Origin of the sequence: Brevibacillus composti, assembly GCF_016406105.1 — a bacterium.
GTDB classification, from domain to species: domain Bacteria; phylum Bacillota; class Bacilli; order Brevibacillales; family Brevibacillaceae; genus Brevibacillus; species Brevibacillus composti.
Genome location: NZ_CP066308.1, coordinates 2,397,607 through 2,418,407 on the forward strand (window position 1 = coordinate 2,397,607; position 20,801 = coordinate 2,418,407).

The window sequence follows — 20,801 nt, forward strand, 5'->3', positions numbered from 1 at the left end:
TAGCACACATGTGCTTTATTATATTGGATAGGAGTGGAGAGAAACCATACTGTACTTTTATTATATCTGAATGTAAGCGCTTGTCAAACATTTTTTATCCATAATTTATCGGTCCATAAAGAAAGCAAAAAACCCGCATCTCCTGCGGGTTTATCGGGTGTTTGTCAGCGGCAGATGCTTTGCAGCACTTCCGGAAATCCCGGAAAGGAAACCAAAATCGCTTCGTCATTTTCTACGAAGGTCTCCCCTTCGGCAGCAAGCCCGGCGATCGCCATGGCCATCCCAATCCGATGATCGCCCAGGCTGTCGATCACGGCACCGCGGAGCGGCGTCGGCCCCTCGATGATCATGCCGTCCTCCGTCGGGGTGATATTGGCCCCCAGTTTGCTCAGCTCGCTGACCACCGTCGCGATCCTGTCCGTCTCTTTCACCTTCAGCTCCTGAGCGTCGCGGATGATCGTCCGCCCGTTTGCCTGCGTCGCCATCGCGGCGATGACCGGGATTTCGTCGATCAGCCTCGGGATGATCTCGCCGCCGATCTCCACGCCGTTCAGTTGGCTGTGCGTTACCTTGAGGTCAGCGATCGGCTCTTCATTAACCACGCGCTCATTCAACAGCTCGATTTGGCCGCCCATCATCTTTACGACATCCAGGATGCCGGTGCGGCTCGGATTCATCCCTACATTCTCGATCACAAGCGAGCTTCCGGGCACCATCATCACAGCCGCGATCAGGAATGCGGCGGAGGAGATGTCACCGGGCACCTGAATCGCGCGCCCTTTCAGGGTTTGTCCGCCCTCGACGGAGACCGTCAGCCCATCGCGCACCAGTTTCACGCCAAAAGCCTCCAGCATGCGCTCCGTATGATCCCGGGAAAGCTGCGGCTCGCTCACGCTCGTCACACCCGACGCCTGCAGACCTGCCAGCAGGATCGCCGACTTGACCTGGGCGCTGGCCACCGGGGATTGATAGGAGATGGCCGCAAGATTGCCTCCGCGAATGGAGAGCGGCGTGAACTCGCCGTCTTTTCTGCCGTCGATTTTGGCACCCATCTGCCGCAGAGGACCGATCACGCGGCGCATCGGTCTCTTGGCGATCGACTCGTCCCCTTCCATGACGCTGTGGAAGGGCTGCGTGGCCAATATCCCTGCCATCAGCCGAATGGTCGTGCCGGAGTTGCCGACATCCAGGTGCTGGGATGGCTCCTGCAGGCCGTACCAGCCTTTGCCGTGGACGACGACTTTGTCTCCCTCCTGCTCGATCTCGATCCCCATCCGACGAAAGCAGCTGATCGTGCTAAGACAGTCAGCTCCCGGCAGGAAGCCCTCAATCGTAGTCGTTCCCTCCGCCAGCGCACCGAACATGACAGCGCGATGGGAAATAGATTTGTCTCCAGGCACACGGACGGTCCCTGAAATTTGTTGAGCACGTTGCACGCGAAGCACGTTGACATTCCCCTTTTCTTCCATAGTCTCTCTTCCCCGTAAATAGCTCGTCAATAATGGCAGTAGCAGCCGCCGCAGTCATACTGCAAAGCGTCTATGCCCCAAAGTGCAAGGATACAAGCAATTACCCTCGCTTGTATACCTTGTAGCCGAAAAACTGGAGCAGCTCTTCGCCCTTTTCCATCTCGCTTTCATTGCGAAACGTAATGCGCAAAGCTCCCATGATATCTTCGCGGGTCTCCTGAATCTGCAGGTTGGTAATGTTGATTTTCTTGGCGCCGAGCAGCGTCGCTATTCGCCCGATTTCTCCAGGGTGGTCCGGGATGTCGATGTACAGGTCGTACAAGGCAGGCACGGCGCCCTTTTTCCGTTCGGGCAAGCCGTCCCGGAACTCGCGGGCCGTTCGGAAAAAGTCCTCGATTTTTTCCGCCTCTCTGTCTTTGATCAGCTCGATGACTTCATCCAGCGCTCTGGCCCAGTCCTCCGCGATGCAGAGCAGATGCTCGCGATTGTTCAGGAGCACATCGCGCCACATGCGCGGATTGCTCGAAGCGATCCGTGTAATGTCGCGAAAGCCGCCTGCAGCCAAACGATGATGCCAGGCGTTCTCATCTTCATAGCCGGCGACGAGATTGACCAGCGCGGATGCGAGGATGTGCGGGAAATGGCTGACCGCCCCTACTACCTTGTCATGTTCATTCGGATCCATCCGCACGACATTGGCCCGGGTGTAGGACAGGAGGCTGACGAGCCTCTCTACCTGATGCTCAGGCGTACCTTCTGCGGGCGTCAAGACGTAATAGGCATTTTCAAACAGGCGGTCGGATGCCGCTTCGACGCCTGATTTGTGAGAGCCCGCCATCGGATGTCCGCCGATAAAGGTAACCTCACGCGGCAATTTCTCTTGTGCGTAGCGTACGATGCCGGACTTCGTGCTGCCTACGTCCGTAATGATGACGCCCGGTTGCAGCGAGAGCTCTGTCAGACGGTCCAGCGTCGCGTAGATTTGTTCCACCGGAGCCGCAACGATGATGACATTGGCCTCTCGTACCGCTGTTTGCAGATCGGTCGTACCCGCGTGCAGGACCCCGAGAGTCAATGCCTTGTCCAGCGTATCCTGACGGACGTCAAATCCGACGATGCGCACCTGCGGGTCCTTCCGCAGAGCCAGCGCGACAGACCCGCCGATCAATCCAACTCCTATTATCGTGATTGTCGTTTTCATCTCCAAAAGCCTATCCTCTCTCTATCTGTTTAGAAAACGTGGCTTCGCCATTCCGAGGCGAAGCCGCATCTGTACGAGACAAAAATGCCGGCAACATGGCACCGGCATCTTCCGCTATTTCCCTGCACCGACGAGGATGTTGCTCAAAGCCTGCAATACTTTTTCATTTTGCTCCCGGGTCCCCACTGTGATGCGCTGATAGCCGGGGAAACCGAGTGCTCTGCCGGAACGGACGATGATGCCTTGCTGCAAGAGCTTGCCAAACACCTCGTCGGAGTCCAGGTTGAGATTCACCAGAATAAAGTTGGTCTGCGACGGATAATACGACAGCCCCCACTCATCGAAACGGTCGGTAAACTGCTTGATGCCTTCGCGGTTTTGCTGGCAGCATGCTTTCACGAAGTCCTGGTCCTGCAGCGCGGCACGGGCGGCAGCCTGACCCAGCGAGCCTGTATTGAACGGTTCCCGCACATGATCCAGCTGGCTGATCAGCTCTTCGGAGGCGATGCCGTAACCGACGCGCAAGGAAGCCAGTCCGTAGATTTTGGAGAAGGTGCGCAAGATGATCAGATTGGGATACTGCGCGAGAAGCGGAATGGTCTGTGGGTACTCCTCATCCACCACGTACTCGTAGTACGCTTCGTCCATCACGACGAGCACGTCCTGTGGCACCTTTTTCAAAAACGAGCTCAGCTGCTCGGCCGTCACGATGGTTCCCGACGGGTTGTTCGGATTGCACACCCAGACGACACGGGTCTGGTCGTTGATGGCCGCCGCCATCGCTTCCAGATCATGCACGCCGTCTTTCAGCGGAATCTCGATCAGCTCCGCTCCCTCGACCATCGCATTGGAACGGTATTGGGAAAAGGAAGGAGTGGCCATCACGGTATTGGTGCCCACTTCGAGATATGCGCGGGAGATCATCAGGATAATTTCATCCGATCCATTGCCAAAAATGAGTTGCTCGGGCTTGACGCCGAGGAAGTCCGCCAAATCCCAACGAAGCTGAAGACTTGCTCCGTCCGGATAGAGGGCCAGCGAATCCAGCTGAGCCCGGATGGCTTCTTTCGCTTTGGGCGAACAGCCGAGCGGGTTTTCGTTGGACGCCAGCTTGATGACTTCTGTAAGGCCGAACTCTCGTTTCACATCATCGATCGGCTTACCCGGCTGATACACCGGGGCACTGAGAATACGCTGCTTCGGTCGCATCCACGCTTCACTCCAGTCACATTTTTCCCCTTATTGTAGCGCACTCGTCAGCTGATGTACAAAGTTTTTTATTCTTTTGACACCTTCGCCAATCCGGTCCGGATCGCGCAATAGCTCTCCCTGCCGCTCGATTTCCTGGACGATCGCACTGCCGACGATGATCCCGTCCGTATGGGGCGCGATTGCTTTTACCTGCTCGGGGGTGGAGATGCCAAAACCGACTGCGGTCGGCGCTTGGGTAGACGCTCGCACGCGCTCCAGAAACTCCTGGAGATCCTCGCGCAGACTGGATCGCGCGCCGGTCACGCCGAGCGAAGAGACACAGTAGAGAAAACCGGTTGCCTGCTGTCCGATTTTTTGGATCCGGGCATCCGATGTGGGCGCTACCAGGGAAATGACGTGAACGCCGTTATCCGCAGCCGCCTTCACTGCGGCTGCATTTTCCTCCACCGGCAAATCCGGAATGACGATCCCGTCCGCTCCTTTCGCGGCTAGATCGGCAAACAAGCGCTCGATGCCGTACTGCAGAACTGGATTCACATAGGTGAAGAGGACGATCGGCGTCTCGAGTCCGGAAGTCCGCAGACGCTCGACCAGATCCAGCGCATCCTTGATCGTCACGCCATTGGCCAGGGCGCGGTCGGAGGCCCGCTGAATCGTCGGCCCGTCCGCCAGCGGGTCGGAATAGGGAATGCCCAGTTCCAACAGATCCGCTCCTGCTTCGACAAGGCCGTGAACCAGCTGAAAAGTCGCTTCGAGCGTGGGGTCTCCTACCGTCAGAAAAGGAATAAACCGCTTGCGGGTACGGTCGCTGAACAGACGGTCAATCCGATTCTCTTTTTGCGTCATGATGCATCCCCTCCTGCCTCTTTGGCTGCCATTGCTTTCTGAATCGTTTCCACATCCTTGTCGCCGCGGCCGGAGAGGCAGATGATCAGCACTTCGTCCGCGCTCATCTGCGGGGCTCGCTTGATGGCTTCCGCGATGGCATGCGCACTTTCCAGCGCGGGGATGATCCCCTCTGTGCGGCAGAGCAATTCCACGGCTGCCAGCGCCTCATCGTCGGTCACCGAGGTATAGTGCACACGGCCGGTGTCTTTCAAATAGGCATGCTCCGGCCCGACGCCGGGATAATCGAGTCCGGCCGAGATGGAATGCGCTTCCTGCACCTGCCCGTACTCATCCTGCAAAAGATACGTCATCGCGCCGTGGATCACGCCGGGCCGCCCCAAACTGAGCGTAACGGCGTGCTTGCCGGTCTCGATGCCATGCCCTGCTGCTTCCACGCCGCGCAGGCGGACACCCTCGTCCTGAATAAAGGGGTAAAACATGCCGATTGCATTGCTTCCCCCGCCGACGCAGGCGATGATCTCGTCCGGAAGGCGGCCCAGCATCTCGAGAATCTGCGCGCGGGTCTCTTCGCCGATAATTTTTTGAAATTCACGCACCATGTATGGATACGGGTGAGGACCCACGACAGAACCGATCACATAAAACGTCTCGTCCACATGGGAGACCCAGTAACGGATCGCTTCATTGGTCGCATCCTTCAGGGTGCGGGAGCCAGACTCCGCCGGAATCACTTCCGCTCCCAGCATTTTCATCCGAAACACATTGAGCGCTTGCCGCTTGATATCCTCTGTGCCCATGAACACCTTGCAGGACAGGCCCAGTTTCGCCGCTACCGTCGCACTGGCCACGCCATGCTGGCCGGCGCCGGTCTCCGCAATGATCGAGGTCTTGCCCATCCGTTTGGCCAGCAGCCCCTGGCCCAGCGCGTTGTTCAGCTTATGCGCTCCCGTATGGTTCAAATCTTCCCGCTTCAGGTAGATCTGTGCCCCGCCCAGTTGGGCAGTCAGCTTATCCGCGAAGGTCAGCGGCGTCGGCCGTCCGGCGTACTCGCGCAAAAGTCCGCCCAGCTCCTCGCGAAATGACGCGTCCTTCTGCGCTTCTGCAAATGCCGTCTCCAGCTCTGCCAAGGCATTCATTAATGTCTCCGGGACGTACTTCCCTCCGAATGAACCGAAGCGCCCATACTGGTCAGGCACCTGCCGCTGTTCCGTTTTTGCCACCGTCATACTCCCTCACCCTTTCCACCAATTCTCGTATCTTCTCTGTATCTTTTTCTCCCGCCGTCTCTACTCCACTCGACACATCGATCACCGCAGGCTGGTACGTGTCCACCAGTTCGCCGACATTTCCGGCGTGAATGCCCCCGGCCACGATGCAAGGCAGCGGCGCTGACCATTGCTTCAGCTGCGGGATTTGTTCCCAGGAAAAACGCTTGCCCGTCCCGCCCGCCAGTGACGGATCGTAGGTATCGAACAAAAGGCCATCGGCCACCGCCAGATAAGGCTCCATCTCTGCTCTCCGGTCTGACCGTTCGCCGTCCCTGCCGACAGCCAGCGCTTTCCACACCGGCAGGGAAAAAAGCTCCCGCACCTGCTGACAGAAAGCAGCGCTCTCCTGTCCGTGCAACTGAATCACGGAGAGCCGGGCCTCCTGCAGGACCTCCTCCAGCTCTTGCAGGCTGGGATTTACAAAAACGCCTACCGCAGGCGGATGACCGGGAACAGCCCTGAGCAACTCTCCCGCTTCCCCGGCCGACACTTGCCGCTTGCTCGGCGCAAAGACGAAGCCGGCGTAATCCACGCCCCATTCTGTCAGTACACGCAGTGTCTCTATCCGTTTAACTCCGCAAATCTTGATCTTGGTCATCCCTTCACCTGCTCCGCATGCTTCTTTCTATCCGGCAGGGCTCCGACCAAATCCAGCACGGCTTGTGTCACATCCTGCTGGCGCATAAAGTGTTCGCCGACCAAAATGGAACGCGCTCCATACGCTCTGACGGCATTTACGTCCTGCGCGCTGCTGATGCCGCTCTCGCTAATGACGGGAATCCCCGGCGGGACTGAAGCCGCCAGCTCGCGGGTCACGTCTAGATCCGTAACGAAGGTGCGCAGATTGCGGTTGTTGATTCCCAGGAGCGACGGCGTCGTCACCGCGAGCACCTGTTCCAGCTCTGCCCGGTCATGGACTTCAATCAGGGTGTCCATGCCCAGGTCTGCCGCCGTTTGGGCCAGCTGTTTCAGCTGATGGCCGTCCAGAATCGCCGCGATCAGCAGAATGCAGTCAGCGCCGCAAGCCCTGGCTTCTACGACCTGGATCTCGTCGATGAGAAAATCTTTTCGCAAGAGAGGCTGGGAGACCGCCCTGCTGATGCTCTTCAGGTAGGCCTTGCTCCCCTGGAAGAAAGGCTCATCGGTCAAGACAGACATGCACTCCACCTGTGCAGCCGCGTAGCTATTCGCAATCGCGAGCGGATCGAAGTCTGGGCGGATCACCCCTTTGGAGGGGGAGGCTTTTTTCACCTCCGCAATCACACTAACCGGACGGCAGCTCTCCAGCAGCGCCTTGCCGAACGGCTTTGCCGGGCGCATCTCGGACGCCTCTTGCAATAGCTGCGGGATGCTCGTGCTGGCGCGAAGCTGCGCTACTTCTTCCCGCTTTTTGTCTACAATTTTATGAAGCATGGGTAAGCCCTCCTGCTACTTGACGAAACTGTTCCAGCTTTTCCTTCACAATCCCGCCGTCGATTAATTCAGCCGCTTTGATGACACCTTGTTGAATGCTGCTCACCCGATCAGCCAGATAGAGAATCGCTCCGGCATTGAGCAATACGATGTCGCGAGCGGCTCCCCGCTCTCCGTTGTAGACAGCCTCGATGATCCGAGCGTTTTCTTGGGCGTCTCCTCCCCGCAGATCGCTCGGCGGATAACGATGAAGGCCGAACTCCTCGGGGGTGATTTCGTAGCGGGTGATCACGCCGTCGCGCAGTTCGGCAATATAGCTGGACCCGGTCACGGTCAATTCGTCCAGCCCGTCTGCACCCGCGACTACCAATGCCCGCTCGATGCCGAGCTCCCGCAATACCTCTGCCACGGTCTGCAACAGCGAAGCGTCATAGATGCCCAGCAGCTGGCGCGTCGCCCCCGCCGGATTGGTCAAGGGACCGAGCAGATTAAACACGGTGCGCACGGCCAGTTCTTTGCGCGGACCGGCCGCATGCTTCATCGCCTGATGGTAGAGGGGCGCAAACAGAAAGCATAGATTGGTCGCCCGCAGGCAGGCTGCCGCATCCTCCGGCGACAAAGTGATCGGCACACCCAGCGCCTCCAGGACGTCGGCGCTTCCGCTCTTGCTGGATACGGCGCGATTGCCGTGCTTGGCAATTGGCACGCCCGCACTGGCTGCCACAATTGCCGCCGCCGTCGAGATATTGAAGGTGTGGCTGCCATCGCCGCCTGTGCCGCAGGTATCCACCATCCCCTGCACATTCAGTGGAAAGCGAACGGCCCGCTCTCTCATCGCTTGGGCAAAGCCGATAATCTCTTCCGTCTGTTCCCCTTTCATCCGCATGCCGGCGAGAAACGCGCCGATCTGGGCAGGAGTCGCTTTTCCGTCCATGATTTCCCCCATCGCCGCCTGCGCCAGTCCCCGGTCGAGATCGCTCCCGGAAAAGATCGTTTCGAGCGCCGTTTTTAACATGTCTGCTCCTCCTTTCGGGCAAAGAGCTGCTCTGCTTTTTCCAGAGCTGCCAGCATCGCTGCCGCTTTGTTGACCGATTCCTGGTATTCGGCTGTCGGATCGGAATCGGCGACGATCCCCGCCCCCGCCTGCACGTACGCATAGCCTCCCTGAAAAAGCAGGGTGCGAATGGTGATGCATGTGTCCATCGTGCCGTCAAAGGCCAGATAGCCAATCGCTCCGGCGTACAGGTGACGGGCATCCCGCTCCAGCTCGGCGATGATTTCCATCGCCCGGATCTTGGGCGCTCCGGAGACCGTCCCCGCCGGAAAGGCGGAGAGAAGCGCGTCAAAAGGATGGGCGTCTTCCCGCAGCTTGCCTGTCACATGGGAGACCATATGCATCACATGGGAGTAATTTTCGATGACCAGTGCTTCCTCTACCTTGACCGTGCCGTACTCCGACACGCGGCCTACGTCGTTTCTGCCCAGATCGAGCAGCATGTAGTGCTCCGCTATCTCCTTGGGGTCGGCGAGCAGGTCTTCCGCCAGGGCCGCATCCTCTTCGGGACTGCTTCCCCGCTTGCGGGTGCCGGCGATCGGCCGCATCTCGACCTTGCCGTTTTCGACGCGGACCAACAGCTCCGGCGACGTCCCGACGATCGTCTCCCCTTCGTATTGCAGTACGTACATGTACGGCGAAGGATTGAGCGTCCGCAGCACGCGGTAGACGGAGAACGGGTCGAGCTGCGTCGCCGCACGGAAGCGCTGCGAGAGGACCACTTGAAAAATATCTCCGGCGGCGATGTAGGCCTTCGCCTTTTCCACCATCTGCTCGAATGATTCCTGACTCATATTGCTCTCGACAGCCAGCCTGGCTGCGACAGGCGCCGCGAGCGACAGCGGCTGGTACTGCTCGTGGCCCGGGGCCGTCACTTGCGAGGCAAGCTCCTGCAGCCGATGTCCGACCTCTGCGTACTTGCGTTCGATCTCCGCCGCGCCGTCCCCCTCGCTGACATGGAGATTGACGATCAGCTGGATCTCCTGCTTCAGGTGATCAAAAGCGATAATTTCGTCCGTAAAAAGAAAGCGCATATCAGGCAGGACGATGCTTTCCACCTGGTGCTTGGGCAGTTCTTCAAAATAGTGCAGCGTGTTGTAGCCGAAAAATCCGACCGCGCCACCGCTGAGACGGGGAAAATGGCTCAGCTTCGGACTTTTATAGCGCTCCATTTCGCCTTGCAGAAAGCTGACGGGATTTCCCTCGAGCGTGTACTCCTCGCCGCTTCTTTTCTTTACGGTAATCAAATTGCCCGTAGCTTCCACGCTTTGAAAGGGATTGAGGCCGATAAACGAATAGCGGGCCCAGCGCGAGCCTCCTTCTACGCTCTCCAGCAAAAAGGAGTGCGGCGTGCGAATTTTCTGATACAGCCGAATGGGGGTTTCTTGGTCTGCGAGCAGCGTCAGTCTCACCGGGATCAGCGAGTACGACTCAGCCAGCGTCTGAACTTCAGACAAGGATGGGGTAAACATGACTCTCTCACCTCTTTTGTGGAGGTTGCCATCAGAGTCAGGGGGAATATTCGCCTGTCGCCAAATCAGAGAATAGGGAAGCAGCCACATCTCTATTGAGCATGTGTCCCGTACAGATGGATTCTTCTCGACTGCTCTCTGCTTGCCGATGCACAAGGGGTGTGCAAATGACGCCCCGCCCATTGGGATGGGGATCGACGTCACGGCGCTAAGTCCTCTTCCTCCGATGACACCTGCGTGTTCGAGGAAGAGATAGGGGGAGAAAATAAGAAAAATCCAGGAAGAAACCTGGATTGATTGTGTATGTGTTCACAATCCCAGCTTGCTCTTCTCTCCTCTGCCTAGCTCTTCTACACTCTACTCTGCTCACTCTCTACTCAGCCGGTTTTGCTTTTTACCGGTTTGCAAAACGAGGCACCCTCGTTTTTTACTATACTAAAAGAGGGTGCCTGTAAAGTCAATCACGATTTACTAAGTCCGGACGCAATTTGACTGCTTCCCGCAAAAAGACATGGTGGATCTCCGCCGCTGTCTTGTCGGTATTGACCAGCATCATCACCCGGATACAGGAAGGCAGGCTTCCCGGGACCGGTATCTCTCTCGCGCACATCAGCGGGACATACTGCCAGCCGTCCAATAGTCTTGCAGCCTGAGCCGGAAACGTCGATTTGACATCTTCTGTGGTGGTAATCAAAATACTGGCGATGTCATCCGGTTCGACGCCGTTTCTCTGGACCATTTCTTCCAAGAGCTGCTTCGTCGCGGAGACGACCTCTTCTCTCGTGTCCTGCTCAACAGTAATGGCTCCTCGTATTCCTCGCACTCCCATTTTCTCTATGCCCCCGCTTCTTCTTTCATGACTGTTAAAATCAGCGCTTCGTCCACATCGGAGATCAGCTCGACCCGCCCGATCGCACGGGGCAGCACCAGCGCCAGCTTGCCGCCGACCGCCTTTTTGTCGCGCTTCATCACTTCCAGCACGTCCTCTGGGTCCAGCCAATGCGGCCATGCTGTCGGCAAATGATAACGGCGCAGCAGCTCCCGAGTACGCGCATATACGCCAGCCGAAGCCAGCTGCATCCGCTCCGCCACTTTGGCTGCCAGACACATGCCGACGGAAATGGCTTCTCCGTGGTTCAGCCTGCTGTATTCCGAGAGCGCTTCAAAGGCATGCCCAAAGGTATGTCCCAGATTTAGCAAGGCGCGCTGCCCCTGCTCGGTTTCGTCAGCCGAGACGATATTGGCTTTGACCTCACAGCCGCGGAATATCGCTTTGCCGAGCAATTCTGAATCGAGATCCCACAGCTCGCTGGCATGCTGCTCCAGCCACGCGACAAAGCCTTCATCGGCGATCAAGCCGTGTTTCAGCACCTCAGCGAAGCCGGCTGCCCTCTCTCTTTCCGGCAGCGTGGCGATGGCGGCTGTATCGTAGAGAACCATTTGCGGCTGATGAAAGGCGCCGATCAGGTTTTTGCCCAAGGGATGGTTAATCGCCACCTTGCCGCCCACAGAGCTGTCGTGAGCAAGCAGGGTGGTCGGCAGCTGCACAAAACGGATTCCCCGCATATAGGTCGCCGCCACGAAGCCGGCCAAATCTCCGACGACGCCGCCGCCGAGGGCGAGGATCACGGATTTCCGATCAAGCCCTGCTTCGATCGCGGCCGTCATCACCTTTTCATACATCGACAGGCTCTTCGACTGTTCCCCCGCCGGAATTACATAAGCATGCACCGAATAACCGGCAGACTTCAGATTGTCTTCCAGCGGCGGCAGGTAGCGCAGCGCGACATGTTCATCTGTGATCACAAACAAGCGAGCCGCCGGGGCGATCCCCCCCTCCTGCAGCAGAGTGGCCGCCTGCTGCAGAAGACCTTCCCCGATGATGATCGGATACGAGCGCTCGCCCAGCTCGACCCGCAGTACATTGCGGATCATTTAAAATTTCTCCGTATACGCGCGATATTGCTTAACGTTTTCGAGCATATCGTCAAGCGAGTCGGATGGGAACTTTTCGCACATCGCATTGGCAATTTCCCAAGCGACCACGGCTTCGGCCACGACGCTCGCAGCGGGAACGGCACAGCTGTCCGATCTCTCGATGCTCGCCGAAAACGCTTCGCGCGTATCGATATCGACACTCATCAGCGGTTTGTACAAAGTCGGGATCGGTTTCATGACGCCGCGAACCACGATCGGCATGCCCGTCGTCATACCGCCTTCCAATCCGCCTGCGCGATTGGTTTTGCGGCTGTATCCCTTTTCCTCGCTCCACAGGATCTCGTCGTGGACCTGCGAGCCCGGCCGGCCGGCCGCTTCAAAACCGATGCCGATCTCGACGCCTTTGAAGGCCTGGATGCTCATGACCGCCTGTGCCAAGCGTCCATCCAGCTTGCGATCCCACTGGACATGGCTGCCCAGTCCGATCGGCACGCCTTCGACAATCACTTCCACGATGCCGCCGAGGGAATCTCCCTCTTCCTTGGCCTGATCGATCAGGGCCATCATCTTCGGCGCCGCTTCCTCATCGAGGCAGCGCACCGGCGATTCCTCCGTGCGGGCGATCAATTCCTCCAAAGGAAGCTCGATGCGTTTGGCCACGACGTTTCCGATTTGCAAGACTTGTCCGCCGACGCGAATGCCGAATGCCTCCAGCAATTGTCTGGCCACAGCCCCGACAGCCACGCGAATCGTCGTCTCGCGGGCGCTGGAACGTTCCAGAATATTTCGCATATCGCGCTGATGGTATTTGATCGCGCCATTCAGATCCGCATGGCCCGGACGCGGACGGGAGACCCGGCGTTTCTCTTCTGCGCCTTCGACTGGCTCCACACTCATTATCCCCTGCCAATGTGTCCAGTCTTTATTCTCTACCACCAGTGTGATCGGCGCCCCCGTCGTATACCCGTGACGGACGCCGGAGAGTACCTTGACCTCATCTTTTTCAATCTGCATTCTTCTGCCGCGGCCATGGCCTTTTTGCCGTCTGGCCAACTGTTCGTTGATTTTATCGACAGAAAACGGCAGGTTGCTGGGAACACCCTCAATGATCGCGGTCAATTGCGGACCGTGTGATTCCCCTGCTGTTAAATAACGCATCTCTCGCTTCCTCCATCCTGCAGGCAGCACTTGCTCTTCCCTCATATGGGTTGCTGTCCTTTATCACTTTTAAGCGTTATAATATCATACCTCTACCCCGGTGGAAATACAAAAATGGGAAACGGCTTAATCTCTCCATGGATCCCGAATGTTCGCTATACGGAGAGGACGCTTCCCGTTCAGAGAGAAGCGTCCGCCGATATGCTCTACTGGCTAGTGGTCCGCAATCATAAAGGGACTCTTGGATATGGAGCGGCGGAGGTGGTCGGCACGCAGCAGGTCATCCAGCTGCGTTTTTTCCGCACCGAGGATTTGTCCGCACTCCTGGAGAGTGATCAAGCCTCGCCGATATGCCTCGATGACTTGGTGCTTGTCCATATGCTGCCTCCCCTATGAGTAGTGGTTATTCCTAGTGTTGGGAAAAAACGACATGGATATACTCGCGCGGCACCGCTTTACCCTAATTTTCGGTAAAAGAATGTATCCTCTGTCTCAAACTGGTATTGTTGAGGCTGAAAAATCTGTTCGGTGCTGCCTACAAAGAGAACGCCGCCCGGACGAAGCGCGCGGCTGAATTTTTGATACAGCTCATGCTTGGCTTCCTCGGTAAAGTAGATCATCACATTGCGGCAGATGATCAGATCGAATCCGCTCTCAAAGGGGTCGGCCAGAAGATTGTGCTTGCGGAACGTGACGCGGTTTTTCACCTCGTCCGCCACCCTGTAGCTCAGGCTGTCCTTTTGAAAATACTTGTTCAAGAGATCTTTGGGGCAATCCTGCAAGGCCCGGTCCGTATATACGCCCTGCTTCGCCTTAGCGATGGCGCCTTCGTCGATGTCTGTCGCCAAAAGGGAGGCTTCCCAGCGATGCTTCAACAAAAGAAGCGTCAAGGTGTACGGCTCCTCTCCCGTCGAGCATGCCGCGCTCCAGCATTTCAGCCTGGGCGACTGGCGCGCCAGCCTCGGCAAAATTTTATTCTCCAAGACCTCCCAACGGCCCGGATTGCGAAAAAATTCCGATACATTGATGGTCATCCTGTCGAGAAATTCGTAGAAGAGCTCTTTGTCTTTGGAAATGGCCTCAAAATACTGCACAAAGCTGGAGTATCCCCGCTTCACGCGGAGCGAAGTAAGCCGACGTTTCATCTGTGCTTCTTTGTATAGTGCGAGATCAATACCGGTTAATTTTTTTACATTTGCGATGAATTGGAGAAAATCCCTGTCATCCATCCTACGATATCCCCTTTCGACGACTTACCATTGCGATTCGCCTTATTCTGACAAAATCCTCCCCGGAGATGTTGCAAATCGGCGAAAAAAAAACAGACTCCGGGATGGAGTCTGTTTTGTCCGGATGGTCAAGCACCGAGCTGCAGCGCTTAAATCCAGCGTTGGATGGTTTTTTCGTAGGAGAGAACTTCTCCCTCGCCAAACCACAGACCGATTTCACGCTCCGCGCTTTCCGGGGAATCGGAACCGTGGATGATATTCATGCCTACGGAAGTAGCGAAATCGCCGCGGATCGTGCCGGATGCAGCGTCAGCCGGGTTGGTTTTGCCCATCATGGAACGAGCGGTAGAGATGACGTTGTTGCCTTGCCATACCATCGCAAATACAGGGCCGGAAGTAATGAAGTCGACCAGTTCGCCGAAGAACGGGCGCTCTTTATGTTCTGCGTAATGCTGCTCAGCCAGTTCACGGCTTACGTTCATCAGCTTCGCTCCTACGAGCTGAAAGCCTTTTTTCTCAAAGCGGGAAACGATTTCACCGATCAGATTGCGCTGTACGCCATCCGGTTTTACCATCAGAAACGTTTTTTCCATCGTAAGGTTGCCTCCAGTATAGCTATGTATTGGTTTGTGACACCATGTGAAATTCTATCAAAAGTATTAGCGGCAATCAACCTGCGCCGCGTGAAAAACGCGTGAAAAACATTAAAATTTGCGGTCAATGATAAAATCAGCCACACCCACCAGCGATTTCTTCGTCGAGTTGTCCGGGAGGTCGGAGATGATCTGCCGCGCCCGCGCGATATAGCGCTCGGCCAGCCGCTGAGAAAACGCAATCCCCTCGTCTTTTCGAACCAGCTGGATCGCCTCGTCTACATGGTTCCAGAAGGTGTCTTCGCGAATCCATTTCTGAAACTGTTCGCTGGACTTCCCGTGGCGAGCCGTGTATAAAGCCGGGAGCGTCACGTTGCCTTGCCGCAAATCGCTGCCAGCCGGTTTGCCCAGCTGCTTCTCCGTACCGGTGAAATCGAGGATGTCGTCGGTAATCTGGAAAGCCATGCCGACGTTGTACCCGTACCAGTACATTTTGCGGACCAGCTCTTCCGTCGCCCCGCTCGCAATCGCCCCCATCTGGCAGCTGATCGCAATCAGGAGAGCCGTCTTCCGTTTGATGCGGCGCAGGTACATCCGGAAATTCTGATCCCAGCTGTGCAGCGCCCGGACTTGCTCGATCTCGCCTTTTACCATCTCCACGATGGCACCCGACAAGATCTGATGAAGCCGGGGAATCTTCAATTCGGTCACGATCGAGAGCGCACGGGCCAGGATGTAGTCGCCCGTGTACATCGCCACCTTGTTGTCCCACTTCGTTTTCACGGTGTCTCTGCCGCGCCGCTTGTCCGCATTGTCTACGACATCATCATGGACGAGCGTCGCCATGTGGATCAGCTCGAGCGGTACCGCCACGTACTTCAGACGGGAAACATCATAATCTCCCCACTTGCCGCCAAGCAGCACGAAGACGGGACGGATCCGCTTCCCGCCCGCCTTCAACAGATGTGTGGAGGACTGGTACAGTTCCGTGACGCTCGTGTCAATGGAGAGTTCGAGTTGGTTCTCGATGTACTCCACATCTTTTTTCATTTCAAAATAGATATCGACCAGGTTCATCCGCTCCACCTATTTTCGTTCAACGTAGTTTTTGCTGTCCGGATTCTCCCACACTTCTACGCTTACGGGCCGGGGCAGCAGTCCCTGCTCCGCCGCACAGCGATAGAAATACTCCAGGCCGGCCCTCTGTTCATCGTCAAAGGAATGCTGCAGTCCCCGGAAATACTGGCGCCAATCCGCCTTCTCCCCGCCGTAGTGCATATGCACATAATCGATCAGCGGCTCCGGATTGCGCTGGTACATTTTCTTGCTCGCCAAAAAAGAGGCGTGCACCTCGCCCAAAAGCTCCGCATGTTCCGCCAGCACCGCTTTTCTCACGGCCCACAGCGCAAAGGTCATCGAATACCCGGTAAAACGATGCCACAGTTCCCCGAGGTCATAGATCATATACGGCACGCGCTGGCGAATGGCCATGATGGCGTCATCGCCGATCAGCAGAGCGCCGTCGGATTCCTGCATCATCTCGGACAGCACCGGAGCCTGTGTAACGTAGGACACCTGATGGCCGTAAAACTTATGCAGGATGATCTTGAGCAAATTGACCGATGTGGCCGATGTATTGGTCAACGCGATGCGCGCCCCGTCCAGCTCCTCGATCGGCTTTTTGCTGAAAAGAAAAATGGATCCTACCCGGCCTTTGGCGCTCACGGACAGATCGGCGAGCGCCAGGTATTCCGAGGCATGCTCCGCATAGCTAAATGAGGAGATCGGTCCGACGTCAATGTCGCCGCGGGCCATGGCCTCATTCAACTGGGCGGGCACCTGGCGGAGAAAGGCGATCCGGTCCTCAAAGCGGGATTGATCAAAATGAAAGTAAACCGGGAGCGTGTTGGTGTACAGGATTTGTCCGATGCGCAAGGATTTTTGCATACTCTTATTCCCCCCAGCGCCGGAACAAAGCGTGCGGAACATCCATGGCATCAAGCGCTTTGCCCACGACGAAATTCACGAGGTCGTCCATCGTCTGCGGTTTCTGGTAAAACCCCGGCATGGCCGGCAGGATTTTGACCCCGAGTTGACTCAAGCGAAGCATGTTTTCCAATTGAATGGCGTTTAATGGCGTCTCTCTGGGAACCAGCACCAGGCGGCGCCCCTCTTTCAGCATGACATCGGCGACGCGTTCCAGCAGATTGCCCGAAGCGCCGTGTGCAATGCCGGAGAGGGTGCCCATCGAGCAGGGAACGACGATCATCCCCTGGCAGCGGTAGGAGCCGCTGGCGGCCGGGCAGTTGAAATCGCGCAGCCCCCAGTAGCGCAGTTCGCCGGGAAAATCCTGCTGGAGCTTTTCTTTCAGAAGCTCTTCGCGATCCTCCGTCTCCCAGTCCAGCTCATCCCGAAAGACTTGCCAGCCCGCCTCTGTGATCATCAAATGAACCGTATGCCCGCACTTCAACAATTCCTGTACCACCCGGACGCCGTAAATCGCGCCGCTCGCCCCGGTAATGCCGACAGCCCATGCTTGGGCCGTCATGAGATCACCAGATCCAGCATGGTAAAGGTAAACATGACCATGCTCAAGATTCCGTTCATGTTGAAAAATGCGACATCGAGCTTCGACAGGTCCGTCGGCTTGACCAGCATATGCTCGTACAACAGGATCGCACCGGAAATCAGCACGCCGCCCAAAAACCACAGGGAAAGATCGGCGATCATATAGAGAGACAAGAGACCGAAGAAAGTGATGACATGGCAAGCACGTGCAATCAGCAGCGCCTTTTCGATGCCAAAGCGGCTCGGCATGGAGTACAGCCCTTCTTTTCGGTCAAACTCAGCATCCTGGCAGGCGTACATAATATCAAAGCCGGCTGTCCAGAACAGCACGCTGATAAACAGCAAGAGACCCGTTCCGTCCACCTGCCCGGTCGTCGCGACCCAGCCGCCGAGCGGCCCGAAGCCAATCGCCACACCGAGGACAAAGTGGCAGAGCCAGGTAAAACGCTTCGTATAAGAGTACAGAATCAGAACAAACACGGCCAAAGGGAGCAGTTTCACGGCCAGCGAATTGAGCTGGAATGCCGCAAAGAAGAGAACGGCAAAAGAAATGACGATAAAGACGATCACTTCTACTATCGAGATGAGACCCGCAGGGATGGCTCTCGTTGCGGTCCGCGGATTTTTCGCATCAATAAAGCGGTCGATCAAACGGTTCAGGGACATCGCCGCACTGCGCGCCCCTACCATCGCGACTGTCACCCAAAAGATTTCCGTCCAGGTCGGCCACGTATTCTCTACTACAATTTTACCCAAAACAGCTCCCATGAAAGCAAACGGGAGCGCAAAAATGGAATGCTCGAATTTAATCATTTCCAAGATGATTTTTAATTTACGAAGACTCACGTCATACACTTCCTATTCACTGAAGAGATACCCGTTGACTCGTCAGGGCTTAGTCCCTATGTGCAGTGCCGCTACTCCGCCCATGAACAGCTTTACCTCTACCGGGTCCAAGCCTGCCTTTTGGAACATGCCGGCGAGCTCGCGGCTGTCGGGGAAATTGGTGAGCGACTGTGGCAGCCAGGCGTACTCCTCGTACTTGTTGACCGTCCATTTGGCGATCAGGGGCAGGATTTTGTAAAAGTACAAATAGAATAACTGGCGATACGGATAAAAAGGAGGCTTGGACACCTCCAGGGAAACGACTTTGCCGCCCGGTTTGACTACGCGGGCCATTTCGCTCAAGACTGTTTGCACATCCGGCACATTGCGGAGGGCAAATCCGATGGTAGCGAAGTCAAAGGTATTGTCCTCATACGGCAGTTTCATCGCATCGCCATTCACCAGCTTTACGACGCCGCCGACGCCTTTGTTCGCCACTTTGTAGGCGCCCACATCCAGCATATTCTGGCTGAAATCAAGACCGACGACCTGCCCCTCTTTGCCGACGGCCTCGGCGAGCGTAATCGTCCAGTCGCAGGTTCCGCAGGCGACGTCAATCGCCGTCTGCCCCGGCTTGATGTTCATCCGCTTCATCGTGTAGTTGCGCCATGCGATATGGCTGCCAAAGCTGATGATGTTGTTCATCTTGTCGTACTCGTCGGCAATGCTCTCAAACACGCTGTGAACGTATTTCGCCTTCTCTTTCATTTGTGTTTCGTCCACGGGGATCACATCTCCTCTACGACCCGTCTCAGACGATTGACACGGTGCGAATAGCGGGAGGTGATCCATGTCAGGACATCCTGGGCCTCTGTCTGATGAAGGGTGCGCAATAATTGCTCGCACATGTCGAGCAGCTCTGTCGCTTTGGAATCGATTACACTTAGCACTTGACTGATCGTCGCGCCCGGTTTTTGCAGCAAGAAGCGGGAGAAACCGATGGGCGCCTGCTCTTGCCACTTTAACTGTTCCCACTCGCTGATCATGTACTCGACCGCCGCGGTCTCTTCCAGGAGAGAGCGCCAGAAGCGGCGAGCCTCTTCCGTCCCGGCATGCTTGTCGATCACTGCCACATACAGGCCGGTGTCAATGATCGTGCGCAGTTGCAGATACTCTTCGGAAGAAAGCCTGCCTTCTTTTTCTCTCAGGTACAGCTTCATTTTCGCTTCGTTTACACGCTGAATGGCATCCGCCAGGACGCGGATGGCCTCGATTTCTCCCGATCGAGCGAGCAGTTGATAGTAACGGCTGCTGTAATAATCCCCGGCCAACACCGTTAACTGTCGGTTGCGCTCCTCTACCAAAGAGTCCCCGTATGTGTTTTTTACGGTTTCATGCATGTCCAATCCAAGTTGCATGAGGCCGGTTGTAACTGAGAACGTCCGTGCCCGATCCTTGTCCATCCCTTGATTTCGCAAAAAGAGATACAGCAAGGCGAGACGATTCTCTGCCATCGCCGGTATGTCCACATACTGCTCTACATAGGAAATGGAGATTCGCTGGTAGATCTGGTCGATAATGGCACGGATCTCATCTATGAATGTGTTCTGCTCTTTGCTCATGCGTCCTCCTCCACAACCTGGTCATTACCTTTCCGTTCGGTTTTACCCTGCTACCGATAGGCGGGCAAAATACCATCCCTACCATCATACCATACTTCTGTGGTCAAGGACTAACCCTGTCATAAAAATAAGGGTCGATGCGCACGGCGAAGCGGGACCGGACATGGGCTTCAACATCCTCGATCTTGTCCGGCGACAAGTCATAGGCTGCCCGGTCCGGCCGGTTTGCTTCGATGGCGATCAGCAGCTTAGTGCTTTTATCTGTCTCCTTGCGCTCCAGCAGCCGGAAGAACAGATGCTCCACATTGCCAGTCAAACGGAACACATCATGCGTCAAGCTGTAAAAATCACGATACACCTTGCCCGGCTCGATGGCATCGCCTGGACTCACAGCCAAGTCAACAAAAACCGACGGATTTTCCCATTTTACACGCTTAATCTTATAATGAGTGGACAGGAATGTAAACAAATCCACCACATTTTGTTCGCTCAACTCTACGGGTCTGGACGCCTGAAAAGCAGGCACATCCGCCTGTTTGATCGAGAGTGTCGGGACGAACGAGAGCATGGCAGCCAAAAAGGCGGATACGGCAATGGCGAGAAACAATCTGCGCGGCATAGACATCCCTCCTCACCATCATTCTACAATTAAAAAAAGCAGGCTATGCCTGCTTTTCATCCGACGTGTCAATAATCCCGTGATGGGTGTAGATCACAGCTTTTCCTCTGACTTTGATCGCGGAGGTATGCTCGGTAAACTGGGCGATCATCACTTCGCCTTTGTCCAGCTTTTCCGTGTGGTGAAAACGCGTGTCAGACCCTCTGGTCAGCCCGATGACATGCACGCCGTTTTCTTTTGCTCTCACAACAAAGTAATCCTGATGTGTATTGGGTGATTGTGCCACGCTGTCGCCTCCTAACTAGCCATGC

Annotated in this window: 23 protein-coding genes; all 23 read right to left on the reverse strand. The window is 56.3% G+C overall.

What is annotated here, in order from left to right; genetic code table 11:
• Positions 1-164: 164 nt before the first annotated feature.
• The 23 genes from aroA to mtrB all read right to left on the reverse strand — a co-directional run bounded on the left by aroA (position 165) and on the right by mtrB (position 20,776).
• Entirely contained in the window at positions 165-1,445 is a 1,281-nt protein-coding gene (gene aroA, locus JD108_RS12340) for a 3-phosphoshikimate 1-carboxyvinyltransferase (RefSeq protein ID WP_198830100.1), read from the reverse strand.
• A gap of 124 nt (positions 1,446-1,569) precedes the next feature.
• Complete coding sequence (locus JD108_RS12345; RefSeq protein ID WP_198826377.1) at positions 1,570-2,670, reverse strand: prephenate dehydrogenase; 1,101 nt, start codon at positions 2,668-2,670, stop codon at positions 1,570-1,572.
• Positions 2,671-2,784: 114 nt separating this feature from the next.
• Positions 2,785-3,879 (reverse strand): histidinol-phosphate transaminase, encoded by a 1,095-nt coding sequence (gene hisC, locus JD108_RS12350; protein WP_198826378.1) that lies wholly within the window; start codon positions 3,877-3,879, stop codon positions 2,785-2,787.
• Between the two features lie 30 nt (positions 3,880-3,909).
• Positions 3,910-4,728, reverse strand: coding sequence for a tryptophan synthase subunit alpha (gene trpA / locus JD108_RS12355; RefSeq protein ID WP_198826379.1), 819 nt, complete (start codon positions 4,726-4,728; stop codon positions 3,910-3,912).
• Positions 4,725-5,957, reverse strand: coding sequence for a tryptophan synthase subunit beta (gene trpB, locus JD108_RS12360; protein WP_198826380.1), 1,233 nt, complete (start codon positions 5,955-5,957; stop codon positions 4,725-4,727). Before trpB ends, trpA begins: the two co-directional genes overlap by 4 nt.
• A complete protein-coding gene (locus JD108_RS12365; RefSeq protein ID WP_198826381.1) occupies positions 5,920-6,597 on the reverse strand; it encodes a phosphoribosylanthranilate isomerase in 678 nt (225 codons plus the stop codon). The genes trpB and JD108_RS12365 overlap by 38 nt, the downstream gene beginning before the upstream one ends.
• On the reverse strand, positions 6,594-7,412 hold the full coding sequence (trpC, locus tag JD108_RS12370; RefSeq protein WP_198826382.1) for an indole-3-glycerol phosphate synthase TrpC: 819 nt from the start codon (positions 7,410-7,412) through the stop codon (positions 6,594-6,596). The genes JD108_RS12365 and trpC overlap by 4 nt, the downstream gene beginning before the upstream one ends.
• Positions 7,402-8,427, reverse strand: coding sequence for an anthranilate phosphoribosyltransferase (gene trpD, locus JD108_RS12375; RefSeq protein ID WP_198826383.1), 1,026 nt, complete (start codon positions 8,425-8,427; stop codon positions 7,402-7,404). Before trpD ends, trpC begins: the two co-directional genes overlap by 11 nt.
• Positions 8,421-9,938, reverse strand: coding sequence for an anthranilate synthase component I (gene trpE / locus JD108_RS12380; RefSeq protein ID WP_198826384.1), 1,518 nt, complete (start codon positions 9,936-9,938; stop codon positions 8,421-8,423). The genes trpD and trpE overlap by 7 nt, the downstream gene beginning before the upstream one ends.
• A 457-nt stretch (positions 9,939-10,395) precedes the next feature.
• The gene (gene aroH / locus JD108_RS12385; RefSeq protein ID WP_198826385.1) at positions 10,396-10,767 is read right to left on the reverse strand and encodes a chorismate mutase; all 372 of its coding nucleotides are present in this window, start codon (positions 10,765-10,767) and stop codon (positions 10,396-10,398) included.
• A gap of 5 nt (positions 10,768-10,772) precedes the next feature.
• Positions 10,773-11,873: a 3-dehydroquinate synthase gene (gene aroB, locus JD108_RS12390; RefSeq protein ID WP_198826386.1), complete on the reverse strand. Its 1,101-nt coding sequence runs from the start codon at positions 11,871-11,873 to the stop codon at positions 10,773-10,775.
• Positions 11,874-13,034 carry a chorismate synthase gene (aroC, locus tag JD108_RS12395; protein WP_198826387.1) on the reverse strand — a complete coding sequence of 387 codons (1,161 nt, stop codon included), beginning with the start codon at positions 13,032-13,034 and terminating at the stop codon, positions 11,874-11,876.
• 213 nt (positions 13,035-13,247) lie between these two features.
• A complete protein-coding gene (locus tag JD108_RS12400) occupies positions 13,248-13,412 on the reverse strand; it encodes a hypothetical protein (protein ID WP_198826388.1) in 165 nt (54 codons plus the stop codon).
• Between the two features lie 77 nt (positions 13,413-13,489).
• Positions 13,490-14,263, reverse strand: coding sequence for a CheR family methyltransferase (locus JD108_RS12405; protein ID WP_198826389.1), 774 nt, complete (start codon positions 14,261-14,263; stop codon positions 13,490-13,492).
• Positions 14,264-14,412: 149 nt separating this feature from the next.
• A complete protein-coding gene (gene ndk / locus JD108_RS12410; RefSeq protein WP_198826390.1) occupies positions 14,413-14,856 on the reverse strand; it encodes a nucleoside-diphosphate kinase in 444 nt (147 codons plus the stop codon).
• Between the two features lie 111 nt (positions 14,857-14,967).
• Entirely contained in the window at positions 14,968-15,933 is a 966-nt protein-coding gene (locus JD108_RS12415; protein WP_198826391.1) for a polyprenyl synthetase family protein, read from the reverse strand.
• Between the two features lie 9 nt (positions 15,934-15,942).
• Positions 15,943-16,803, reverse strand: coding sequence for a menaquinone biosynthetic enzyme MqnA/MqnD family protein (locus JD108_RS12420; protein WP_198826392.1), 861 nt, complete (start codon positions 16,801-16,803; stop codon positions 15,943-15,945).
• A gap of 4 nt (positions 16,804-16,807) precedes the next feature.
• Positions 16,808-17,404, reverse strand: a complete 597-nt coding sequence (locus tag JD108_RS12425) for a UbiX family flavin prenyltransferase (RefSeq protein ID WP_198826393.1) — start codon at positions 17,402-17,404, stop codon at positions 16,808-16,810.
• Entirely contained in the window at positions 17,401-18,270 is an 870-nt protein-coding gene (locus JD108_RS12430; protein WP_198826394.1) for a UbiA-like polyprenyltransferase, read from the reverse strand. Before JD108_RS12430 ends, JD108_RS12425 begins: the two co-directional genes overlap by 4 nt.
• 42 nt (positions 18,271-18,312) lie before the next feature.
• Positions 18,313-19,032, reverse strand: coding sequence for a demethylmenaquinone methyltransferase (locus JD108_RS12435; protein ID WP_323958370.1), 720 nt, complete (start codon positions 19,030-19,032; stop codon positions 18,313-18,315).
• A 5-nt stretch (positions 19,033-19,037) separates the two neighbouring features.
• Complete coding sequence (locus tag JD108_RS12440) at positions 19,038-19,871, reverse strand: heptaprenyl diphosphate synthase component 1 (protein WP_198826395.1); 834 nt, start codon at positions 19,869-19,871, stop codon at positions 19,038-19,040.
• 103 nt (positions 19,872-19,974) lie between these two features.
• A complete protein-coding gene (locus tag JD108_RS12445) occupies positions 19,975-20,490 on the reverse strand; it encodes a hypothetical protein (protein WP_198826396.1) in 516 nt (171 codons plus the stop codon).
• Positions 20,491-20,533: 43 nt separating this feature from the next.
• On the reverse strand, positions 20,534-20,776 hold the full coding sequence (gene mtrB, locus JD108_RS12450) for a trp RNA-binding attenuation protein MtrB (protein ID WP_198826397.1): 243 nt from the start codon (positions 20,774-20,776) through the stop codon (positions 20,534-20,536).
• Positions 20,777-20,801: the final 25 nt, after the last annotated feature.